At 29.6% G+C, this 11,788-nt stretch carries 10 protein-coding genes; 9 read left to right on the forward strand and 1 reads right to left on the reverse strand.

Going from position 1 to position 11,788, the window contains the following annotated elements; genetic code table 11:
* Positions 1 to 180 precede the first annotated feature (180 nt).
* A complete protein-coding gene (locus tag SPD90_RS04470; RefSeq protein WP_320625671.1) occupies positions 181 to 1,347 on the reverse strand; it encodes a sporulation integral membrane protein YlbJ in 1,167 nt (388 codons plus the stop codon).
* A 173-nt stretch (positions 1,348 to 1,520) separates the two neighbouring features.
* On the opposite strand from SPD90_RS04470, the gene SPD90_RS04475 reads away from it, so the two are divergent.
* The 9 genes from SPD90_RS04475 to SPD90_RS04515 all read left to right on the forward strand — a co-directional run bounded on the left by SPD90_RS04475 (position 1,521) and on the right by SPD90_RS04515 (position 11,601).
* Positions 1,521 to 2,231: a FadR/GntR family transcriptional regulator gene (locus tag SPD90_RS04475; RefSeq protein ID WP_320625670.1), complete on the forward strand. Its 711-nt coding sequence runs from the start codon at positions 1,521 to 1,523 to the stop codon at positions 2,229 to 2,231.
* Positions 2,232 to 2,444: 213 nt separating this feature from the next.
* Entirely contained in the window at positions 2,445 to 3,974 is a 1,530-nt protein-coding gene (locus tag SPD90_RS04480; protein WP_290692926.1) for an L-lactate permease, read from the forward strand.
* 80 nt (positions 3,975 to 4,054) lie between these two features.
* Positions 4,055 to 5,329: a nickel-dependent lactate racemase gene (larA, locus tag SPD90_RS04485; RefSeq protein WP_320625669.1), complete on the forward strand. Its 1,275-nt coding sequence runs from the start codon at positions 4,055 to 4,057 to the stop codon at positions 5,327 to 5,329.
* 14 nt (positions 5,330 to 5,343) lie between these two features.
* On the forward strand, positions 5,344 to 6,132 hold the full coding sequence (locus SPD90_RS04490) for an electron transfer flavoprotein subunit beta/FixA family protein (protein WP_320625668.1): 789 nt from the start codon (positions 5,344 to 5,346) through the stop codon (positions 6,130 to 6,132).
* 19 nt (positions 6,133 to 6,151) lie between these two features.
* Positions 6,152 to 7,372 (forward strand): electron transfer flavoprotein subunit alpha, encoded by a 1,221-nt coding sequence (locus SPD90_RS04495; protein ID WP_320924438.1) that lies wholly within the window; start codon positions 6,152 to 6,154, stop codon positions 7,370 to 7,372.
* A gap of 13 nt (positions 7,373 to 7,385) precedes the next feature.
* Positions 7,386 to 8,777: an FAD-binding oxidoreductase gene (locus SPD90_RS04500; protein ID WP_320924439.1), complete on the forward strand. Its 1,392-nt coding sequence runs from the start codon at positions 7,386 to 7,388 to the stop codon at positions 8,775 to 8,777.
* A gap of 147 nt (positions 8,778 to 8,924) precedes the next feature.
* Positions 8,925 to 10,121, forward strand: a complete 1,197-nt coding sequence (locus tag SPD90_RS04505; protein WP_320625665.1) for a sensor histidine kinase — start codon at positions 8,925 to 8,927, stop codon at positions 10,119 to 10,121.
* A gap of 5 nt (positions 10,122 to 10,126) precedes the next feature.
* A complete protein-coding gene (locus SPD90_RS04510) occupies positions 10,127 to 10,879 on the forward strand; it encodes a LytR/AlgR family response regulator transcription factor (RefSeq protein ID WP_320625664.1) in 753 nt (250 codons plus the stop codon).
* 260 nt (positions 10,880 to 11,139) lie between these two features.
* Positions 11,140 to 11,601 (forward strand): CAP domain-containing protein, encoded by a 462-nt coding sequence (locus SPD90_RS04515; RefSeq protein WP_331680511.1) that lies wholly within the window; start codon positions 11,140 to 11,142, stop codon positions 11,599 to 11,601.
* Positions 11,602 to 11,788 lie beyond the last annotated feature (187 nt).

Consider the following 11,788-nt stretch of genomic DNA (forward strand, 5'->3'; position numbering starts at 1 on the left):
TATACATCAGGTCATGTAATTCAGTTATGGGGAATTTTAATATTATTTATATTGATATTTTCTATTTTATCTATATTCTTTATAAATAGAATAAAATTTGAGAAAAAATAAGATAGTATTTATTATAAAAATAGAGACCTATGAAGTATATTCAATAATTTTTTCATAGGTCTCTATGATTTAAGACGATAACTCTCTTAGATAGGTAAATAAATAAATTATAATAATTATTATCAATATAGGAGTGAAGTGATCGATATAAAAATCGTAATAGGTATAATTGGTATTTTTATCTATAAAAATATTAGATACTGAACACGTTTTGTGAAATTGTAAAAATACATAAGTAAAAATACCTGCAAAAAGTCCATGTAAAAACTTTGAAAATATGTACAAGCTCACCTTCATATCGGTTTTTCCTATGAAGCTAGAGCATTGAGCTAGGATAGATAATCCACTAAATGCTATTAAAAAACTGCAAAGCGGAATTAAAAGTGTATAGGAGATATTGTTTATTTGGCTTAAATTATTACATCCTATAGTCATCTCAAATAGCCCACTTATAAATGCACCTATTATGTCAGGTGTAATTTTAAACGGTGTTAAAAAAATACATAAAAAGTAAGATATAAAATCGATTATTTTAAAATGATAAAGTATTTCAAAAAAGACAGAAAACATAATTACAAAGCCACCTATTGTAAGAAGTGTATTTACTCCGTTTACGACTGCTTTTCCAAAAGAAACAAAAAAATCCTCTGATTTTGAGCTGCTGTATATTATCTTGTTGATATCGCTTAAAATACTGTTGTTAGAGGGTGATTTTTTTTCTTTGCCGTAATTTCTAAAGAGTATTCCGACTGATAATGCAGCTAAATAGTGGCAAAGAAGCATTAAATAGCCGATTTTTGGATTTTTAAGCATGCCAGTACCTACGCTTCCGATAATAAATAGTGGACCAGAAGTAGAGCAGAAGGATACTAATCGCTGTCCCTCGTATTTTGAGATTTTGTTTTCTAATCTGAAGTCACTTGCAAATTTTGAGCCAACAGGATATCCAGATACCATGGATATAGCAAAAATAAGTCCAGATTTACCGCTTACATTAAAAATTTTTTGAGTTAGAGGATTAATTACTATTCCGAGAATGTCCACAATTTTTAATGAAGTTATCAAATTAGCTCCTATAACAAATGGTAGAAGAGACGGCATTAGGATATTTATCCAAATAGAGATTCCCTCTTTTGCGGCTTTTATTGCTGTTTTAGGCGCGAGTATTATTCCTAAAATAATAAAGCATACTATTAATTTAGGCGCAAAAAAAATTATTATTTTTTTTAATTTCATATTTTCACCTTGCTTTTAATATTATAATTTATTATATTTTTAATAGTAAAAAAATATGATTAAAATAAAATCCTAAATATAAAATAAAATTATATTTATATATAAAAATATTATTTGCTATATTATTTAAAAAAAACTATAATAATAATATAAGAATAGAGAGGATAAGAAAAATGTTTAATAATATTTCAAATAAAAAAGTTTACGAACAAGTAATAGAACAAATTCAAAATAACATAATGGAAGGTCTTTTTAAAAAAGGAGATAAGCTTCCATCAGAAAGAGAGCTATCAGAAAAGATGGGTGTCAGTAGAACTTCTATAAGAGAAGCTCTTAGAGTGCTTGAAACAATGGGAGTAATAGAAAGTAGACAAGGTGAAGGAAACTTCATATGCTCTAATATAGAAAAGTCTTTATTGCAACCTCTATCTATGATGTTTAAATTAAACAACGGTAGCTTCAGCGATATATATGAGCTTAGAAGTATTTTAGAGATAGAATGTGCTAGATTATCAGCTATAAGAGCGACTGATATGGATTGTAGAGAGCTTTTAAGCGTTGTAGAAGAAATGGAACAAGAAACTTTTGGCGAAAATAGATATGAAATTTTGGTGGAACTAGATAAAAAATTTCACAATACTCTATCTGATATGACCAAAAATTACCTTATTGAGAGTTTATTCTCGACTATATCTAATTTATTTGAAAAATTTATAGAAGATGCTAGATACAAAATAATTTTATTCGATTCAGAACAGGCAAATAAAAGCTTACTGATTCAGCATAAAAAGATTTGTGAATCTATTATCAAAAAAAATCAAGATATGGCGGTAGAAGCCATGAGAGAACACATGGAATATGTAATGGAAAATGCTGTGAAGTAGTTAAAAAAACACAACTTCAGAGAGTTAAAAAATCCTTCTAATTTTCCAATGGTATAATTTTTTTTTATTTTCAAAAAAATTTTTATATTTAAAATGATGTTAATAAATAAACAATTGTTGATTTGAAAAAAAATTTATACTATTATTAAAACATAAGTGGTAATACCACAGACCACTACTGGAACGACCAGTAATACAGGGAGGATAAATTTAATGAATGATTACATGTTATTTGGAATTGCAATGATTCCAGTTTTATGGCTTATAGTATCTTTAGGTTTATTAAAGATGCCGGCGCATAAAACTTGTTCTTTCACAGTAATATTAACCTTGGCTATTGCTATAATCTTTTGGAAGATGAAATTTTTAGATGGAATTACAGCTACCGTAGAAGGTATGGCAATAGCTCTTTGGCCGATACTCTTAGTAATAGTGGCAGCATTATTTACTTATAATTTAGCTGTTGAGACAAAAACAATGGATGTCATAAAGAAAATGTTGTCAAGTATAACAACAGATAAGAGAATCCAAGTTTTAATATTAGCGTGGGGATTTGGCGGTTTCTTGGAAGCGGTTGCAGGATATGGTACAGCAGTTGCTATACCAGCTAGTATATTGGCTTCATTGGGATTTAATCCATTATTCGCAGCAGTTATATGTTTATTAGCAAATACAGTTCCGACTGCATTTGGTGCACTTGGAATTCCAGTTACAACACTTGCTACAGTAACAGGACTAGAAGTAGTTCATTTAAGCTATGTTACATCGATTCAATTAGCAGGATTTATAGTTTTAATACCTTTTTTATTAGTAATACTTACTGAAAAAAGTATTAAAGCTCTAAAAGGGGTATTTGGTATAACTTTGGTATCAGGAATAACGTTTGCTATACCTCAAATATTTATAGCTAAATATTTAGGAGCAGATTTACCAGCGTTAGTAGCAAGTATTTGTTCTATGGCATGTACCATAGTAATGGCAAAACTTATGGATAAGAAAAAGGTGGAAACTAAGGAAGAAGATAAGGTTACTTTAAAGGAAGGAATATTAGCATGGTTACCATATATACTTCTTTGTGCATTGATACTTATAGCAAGTCCTTTAGTACCAAGTATAAATCAATTATTAGCAAAAGCAAGCAGTAATATACATATATACACAGGAGATCCAAGCTCAACAACAGGCTTTACATGGATAAATACTCCAGGTATGATGATAATAATAGCTACATTTATAGCTGGATTAATTCAAAAGTTAAAAGTAGGATATATGTTAGATGTATTTAAAAGAACAGTTATACAGCTTAAAACTTCATTTATAACTATAATGTCTATAGTTGCAATATCAAAGATAATGTCACATAGCGGTATGACAGGTTCAATCTCTTTTGGATTATGTGCTGTAACAGGAAGCTTTTACCCATTGATATCTCCACTTTTAGGAGCAATAGGAACATTTGTTACAGGTAGTGATACTTCAGCCAATATATTATTTGGAGCATTACAAACAGAAGCAGCTAAATCTTTATCAATAGATCCTTATTGGATAGCAGCTGCAAATACTGCTGGTGCGACAGCGGGGAAAATGATTTCTCCACAAAGTATAGCTATAGCAACATCCGCTACAGGACTTATAGGCAGCGAAGGTAAGATATTATCTACAACAGTTAAATATTGTCTAGGATATGTAGTTATATTAGGACTTATAGTATATTTTGGAGGAGGACTACTTGCTTTGATGTAATTAGTTTAAAAGATAATATAGAGTATAAAAAAATTATAAATTTTAAGGGAATAATTATAAAAAATATGGAGGAAAAGAATATGGCGACAATACATGTACCTTATTCAAAAACAGGTATGGATTTAAATATAGAAGATAAAAATCTTCTAAAGGTGCTTACATCAAAGGCGCATGATTTTAAACCAGACAAAAATGAATCACAATTAGTTGAGGATTCTATGGACAATCCAATAGGATCTAAAAAATTAGAAGAATTAGCAGTTGGCAAGAAAAACATAGTAATAATAACTAGTGACCATACTAGACCAGTGCCAAGTAAAATTACAATGCCGATAATTCTTAGAAGAATAAGAAGTGTAAATAAGGATGCAAAAATAAAAATATTAATAGCTAATGGTTTCCACAGACCTACAACAAAAGAAGAATTAATATTTAAAATGGGTGAAGAAATAGTTGAAAATGAAGAAATAGTGATGCATATATCAACTGATGATTCACAAATGGTAAAAGCAGGTGTCCTACCTTCTGGAGGAGATTTCTATTTAAATAAAGTAGCTTTCGAAGCTGATTTATTAATAGCTGAAGGATTTATAGAACCTCATTTCTTCGCAGGATTTTCTGGAGGTAGAAAGAGTATATTGCCAGGGATAGCATCAGCAAAAACTATAATGTACAACCATTGTAGTGAATTTATAGATAGTGATAACGCTAGAACAGGAATACTTGCAGATAATCCTATACATAAAGACATGGTTTATGCAGCCAAAACAGCTAAGCTTGCTTTTATAGTAAACGTTGTCATAGATCAAGATAAAAAAGTAATAGCATCTTTTGCAGGTGATGTAGAAGAAGCACATAAAGTTGGATGCGATTTTGTAACTGAATTATCAAAAATAGATAAGGTACCTGCTGATATAGCAGTAAGTACAAATGGAGGATATCCTTTAGACCAAAATATATACCAAGCAGTTAAAGGAATGACAGCTGCAGAAGCTACATGTAAAGAAGGTGGCGTAATCATAATGATTGCCGCTTGTAACGATGGACATGGTGGACAATCTTTTTATGATAATATAGCGGGTGCGTCTTCACCTAGTGAAATACTAGAAAGAGTAAGAAGCGTAGCAAAAGGCGATACAGTTCCTGATCAATGGGAATTTCAAATATTAGCAAGAATATTAGAAAAATATACAGTAATAATGGTTACAGATGAGTGTGATCCACAAATGATAAAAAATATGCATATGAAACACGCTTATAATTTCGATGAAGCATTAAAACTTGCCTATGAAATAAAAGGTGATGATGCTAAGGTAGTAGTAATACCAGACGGAGTTTCTGTAATAGTTAAATAATGGAGGGGTACAATATGGAAATAGTAATATGTGTTAAACAAGTTCCTGGAACATCAGAAGTAGAAGTAGATCCAGTTACAGGAGTATTAAAAAGAGATGGTGTAGATTCAAAAATGAATCCTTATGATTTATTTGCACTTGAAACTGCTTTAAAAATAAAAAAAGAAAATGGTGCAATACTTAAAACAATAACTATGGGGCCACCACAAGCTAAAAAGGTTATAAGTGAAAGCTTTTCAATGGGTGTAGATGAAGGTGCTATAGTAAGTGATAGAAAATTCGGTGGTGCAGATGTACTTGCAACTGCTTATACTCTAGCACAAGGTATAAAGAAAATAGGAAACCCAGATTTAATAATATGTGGTAAACAAACAACAGATGGTGATACAGCACAAGTTGGACCAGAAATAGCAGAATTTTTAAATATACCACACGTTACAAACGTAACTAAAATAATAGAAGTAGGAGAAGAATCTATAGTAGTTGAAACAGATCTTCCAACAACTTTAGAAGTATGTGAAATAAGTTATCCTTGTTTAATAACTGTTGAAAAAGATATATTCCAACCAAGACTTCCATCTTTTAAATTAAAAATGGAAACTAAAGACAAAGAAATACCAATGATAACATTAAAAGACATGGATGACACTGATGAAAAACATTACGGACTTAATGGTTCAGCAACACAAGTAATAAGAATTTTCCCACCAGAACCAAATACTGATAAAGATATAGTTCATGGAAATTCTGATGAACTTACTGAAACATTATTTAATAAGATAGTAGATTTAAAAATACTTTAAGTTTTAGGGGGAGAACAAAATGGCAAAGATAGTAATCAATCAAGATAAAATAGATAATATAGAAGAAGTCTTAAAAATATGTCCATTTGAAGCGATGGAAGAAGTAGACGGAAAAATAGAAATAAATGCAGCATGTAAAATGTGTAAAATGTGCGTTAAAAAAGGACCTAAGGGTGCATTTATATTCGAAGATGATGAAGTAGTTCAAATAAACAAAGATGAATGGAAGGGTATAACAGTTTATGTAGACCATAACGATGGAGAAATACATCCAGTTACTTATGAACTAATAGGAAAAGCTCGTGAACTTGCAGCTAAAATAAATCATCCAGTTAACTGTGTATTCATAGGAAACAATATAAAAGATAAATGCCAAACTCTATTAGATTATGGTGTAAATGAAGTATTTGTATACGATGATGAAGAATATGATAAATTTAGAATAGAACCTTATACAGCAGCTTTAGAAGATTATATAAATAATAATAAACCATCTATAATATTAGTTGGTGGTACTACATTAGGTAGATCATTAGCCCCAAGACTTGCAGCTCGTTTTAGAACTGGACTTACTGCAGACTGTACAATACTTGATATACAAGAAAACACAGATTTAGACCAAATAAGACCAGCATTTGGTGGTAATATAATGGCTCATATAAATACTCCAAATAGTAGACCACAATTTGCAACAGTTAGATATAAAATATTTAATATACCAGAAAAGGTTGAAAATTCTACAGGAAAAGTTACTTTATGCTCTGTAGCAAAAGATAAATTAGAATCTAAAATAAAAGTATTAGAAACTAAAATAAAAAATAAAGTAGTAGGAATAGAAGAAGCTGAAGTAATAGTTGTAGCATCTAGAGCCTTCAAAAAAGAAGAAGATTTAAAAATGCTTTACGATTTAGCAGATGCACTTGGAGCTCAAATAGCTGGAACTAGACCTACTATAGAATGTGGATGGGTAGATCCAAGAAGACAAATAGGACTTAGTGGTAGAACTGTAAAACCAAAATTAATAATAACTTGTGGTGTATCAGGAGCAGTACAATTTGTTGCTGGTATGAAGGGTTCTGATTATATAATAGCTATAAACCAAGATGATAAAGCACCTATATTTGACGTGGCTCACTTAGGTATTATAGGAGACATATATGAAATAATACCTAAATTAACAGAAAAAATAAAAGCTATAAAAAAAGAAACTAAAGAAAAAGTAGCACAAGTGGCAAAATAGGGGGTAAATGAAAATGTACAAAAAGATAGATCAAAAAGATATAGATTTTTTACTAAGCATATTAGATAAAGAAGATGTAATAGTAGGGGATGACATAAGCGAAGATTATGCTCATGATGAATTAGCTGGACAAATAAAATATCCTGAAGTATTAGTATTTGTCCATACTACAGAACAAGTTTCAAAAATAATGAAATATGCTTATGAAAATAACATACCGGTAACACCTAGAGGACAAGGTACTGGACTTTGTGGAGCATCAGTTGCTCTTTACGGGGGTATAATGTTATGCTTAACTAAGATGGATAAAATATTAGAATTAGATGAAGAAAACTTAACTGTAACAGTTGAACCAGGAGTTCTTTTAATGACTATAGCACAATACGTAGAAGAACATGACTTATTCTACCCACCAGATCCAGGTGAAAAAAGTGCTGCTATAGGTGGCAATATAAACACTAATGCAGGTGGAATGAGAGCTGTTAAATACGGAGTTACAAGAGATTATGTAAGAGGATTAGAATGTGTACTTCCAAATGGTGAAATAATAAATGTAGGTGGAAAAGTAGTTAAAAACTCTTCTGGATTTGCATTAAAAGATTTAATAGTAGGATCAGAAGGACAACTTGCTGTAGTAACTAAAGCAATATTAAAATTACTTCCATTACCTAAAAAAGCAATAAGTTTATTAATCCCATTCCCAGACTTAGCACTTGCTATAGATACAGTACCTAAAATAATAAAATCAAAATCTATACCAACTGCTATAGAATTTATGGAAAGAGAAGCAATAGTTGGAGCTGAAGAATTCTTAGGTAAAAAATTCCCAGATAACTCTTCAAATGCTTACTTACTATTAAAATTCGATGGTAACTCAACTGAAGAAATAGAAAGAGAATACGAAAACGTAGCTAAGCTTTGCCTAGAATGTGGAGCATACGATGTATTAATAGCAGATACAGACGAAAGAAATGAATCAATTTGGTCTGCAAGAGGGGCTTTCCTTGAAGCCTTCAAAGCTAGCAGTGAAATAGATGAATGTGACGTTGTCGTTCCAAGAGATAAGGTTGCAGAATTCGTTAGATTTACACACGATATACAAGATGAAGTAGGTCTTAGAATAAAGAGCTTCGGACATGCTGGCGATGGTAACCTACATGTTTATCCACATAAAGACGATTTAGACGATAAAACATGGCATGAAAGACTTGACAAAACATTTGATTTAATGTTTGCAAAGGCTAGAGAATTAAACGGTGAAGTTTCAGGTGAACACGGTGTAGGATATGCTAAGAGTCCTTACTTTGTAGAATCTAAAAGTGAAACTTATATAAATTTATTAAAGGGTATAAAAGTTGCATTTGACCCTAAAAATATATTAAATCCAGGAAAATTATACAATTAATAGATAAACTCATAAATTAAAATAAGACTCCATAAATTTATAATTTAAAATATATGATATACTAGAAAAGTCTACATCGTTGAATGTAGGCTTTTTTAATAATGAATAGTTATAAATATTATTAGAAGTATAGTAGGAGAGTTTTTTATGAAAGAAAGTTATTTAATGATATTGTTGGAAAAAACGAGTTTAATTGTGGTATTATTTTTATTAATTAGTAAACTTAAAATTTTTAAGAGCATATTTGAAAAGGAAAAATACGATAAAAAGGATTTATTTGTAATAGCTTTTATATTTACGTTGCTTTCTATATTAGGTACTTACAATGGTGTAGTTTACAAGGGTTCAATTTTAAATACTAGAATTATAACTATTGTATCTGGTGGGATATTGTTTGGACCTTTTGTAAGTATTCCAGCTGGAATTATATCTGGTCTGCATAGATTTTTAATGTATCCTGAGAGTATGACGGCTATTCCGTGTTTTATATCTAGTATTTGCGCGGGAATTCTTTCTGGATTGTTCTACAAGAAAATTCCTATGAAGCTTAGAGGAATTTATGGAATTTTAGTGGGGATGATTTCAGAAAATATAACTATAATTTTAATTTATTTTTTATCTAAGCCTACAGACCTAGCACTAGATATTATACATACCATTTATTTGCCATTAATAGCAGGGCAGCTTGGAATAGGATTTATGGTATCTATTGTAAATACTATAGAAAAGGATAAAAAAGATATAGAAGATAGGAAAAAGGCTGAAATGTCAGCTCTTCAAAGACAGATAAACCCACATTTTATATTCAATGCGTTAAATACAATAGCATCTTTTATAAGATTTGATCCTCGAAAGGCGAGAGATTTAATTATAAGTTTATCGACTTACCTCAGACATAACCTGGAGTTTAATGATAGTTTGATAGATATAGGAAAAGAAATGGAGCAGGTAAGGTCGTATATAGATATAGAGCAGGCTAGATTTGGAAATTCTTTAAATATCGTATATGATATAGATAAAACAGATGTAAAAATACCTAGCTTGATTATTCAGCCGTTAGTTGAAAATGCGATTATTCATGGAATTTTGCCTATGGATAATAAAAGTGAAGGACAAATTAAAATATCTGTAAAAAATTTAGATTCAAAAGTAAAAATAAGTGTTGAAGATAATGGAGTGGGTATTGAACAAAAAATAATTGATAACTTATACAGTGGCAATATGCCAGAAAACAAGATAGGTCTTTACAATGTGCATTTGAGGATTAAGCTTTATTATCATAAAGGGTTAGAAATTAAAAAATTAGATAGAGGAACTTTAATTGAATTTTACGTATGGGGGTAGATGTTATGAAGGCGATAATAGTTGAAGATGAATTTCCAGCTAGAAAAGAATTGAGATATTTTGTTGAAAATAACACAGATATAGATATAGTAGGAGAATTTGACAATGGATTAGATGTATTGAGCTTTATACAAGAAAATAATGTAGATGCTATATTTTTAGATATAAATATACCTAAATTAGATGGAATGCTATTGGCTAAGACTATAAATAAATTTGAGAAAAAACCAAAAATAGTTTTTATAACAGCATATGAAAATTACGCTGTAGAGGCATTTAATTTAGATATATTTGACTATATATTAAAGCCTTATTCAGAAGAGAGAATAATATCTATGTTGCATAAGTTACAAAATGCTTGTAACAGCGATAATAAGCTTGAAAACAAAGGAAAAAAAGAAACTAAAAATTCTGTATCAAATAAAGTGTCTAATAAAATAAGTCTATGGAAGGACAGTAAAATATATATAGTGGATATTGACGATATTTATTACTGTGAAGCAAAGGAGAGATATACATATATTTACACTAAAGATGAGGAATACCATATAAGAGAATGTATATCTGATGTGGAAAAAATGATAAACAGCGATAACTTTTTTAAATGCCATAGATCTTATTTAGTTAATTTGTTAAAGGTAGAAGAAGTAATACCTTGGTTTAATAATACTTATTTACTTAAACTGAACGATGAAAAATATGAAATTACAGTTAGTAGAAGCAAGGTCAAACGTTTTAAAGAGTTGATGAATATATAATAATTTATGAAAATACACAAAAATGTCAAAAACTCTCTTTAGTAGTGATAAATTAATCTATTAAAGAGTTTTTTTGTTTATATCTAAAAAAATATAATATAGCTGTATTCTAGTAATAATATGGTTTAGAGATGATTTTATAATAGGTTTACATAATTTTACATACAAAAAACTTAAAAAAGTATGTTAGTATTAATAGGCGTAAGGGGGCTTATATCTTAAAGGTTACAAAAAAGTAACAAATTAAGAATAATAAAAAAATGAGGTGTTTATATGATCAAACTGATGACAATAATTCAAATGACAATAACTCAAACGATACTACAAATTCAGATTTCACAAAGGAACAATTAGAAGTATTAGAAATAGTAAACAAAGAAAGAAAATCAAATGGATTAAAACCACTTACTCTAAATAAAGAGTTATCAAATGTGGCAACAATAAAATCACAAGATATGATAAATAAAGGGTATTTTGACCATACATCGCCTACTTATGGCTCTCCATTCGATATGATGAAGTCATTTGGTATAAGTTATAAAGCTGCAGGAGAAAATATAGCAAAAGGTCAAAAAACTCCTAGTGAGGTTATGAACTCTTGGATGAATTCTTCAGGTCACAGAGCTAATATACTTAGCGCTAACTTTACTGAATTAGGTGTCGGTATAGCTAAGGATTCTAAAGGTACAATTTATTGGACACAAATGTTTATAGGTAAATAATATATGCTATATAATTATTAGTGTATATTAAAATATATATCAAATCACAAAACTAAAATGCAGAAAGCTCCCTTTATAAGTTTTAATTTTAAACAAAACTGTAAAGGGAGTTTTTATATCTAAAATAATATGTAAAGCTAAGCGCAATCTGATGATTTTTCTTTTTTATTTATAGACAATATAATTA

This window comes from Intestinibacter sp. (assembly GCF_034113885.1).
In the GTDB taxonomy this organism is placed as follows: Bacteria; Bacillota; Clostridia; order Peptostreptococcales; family Peptostreptococcaceae; genus Intestinibacter.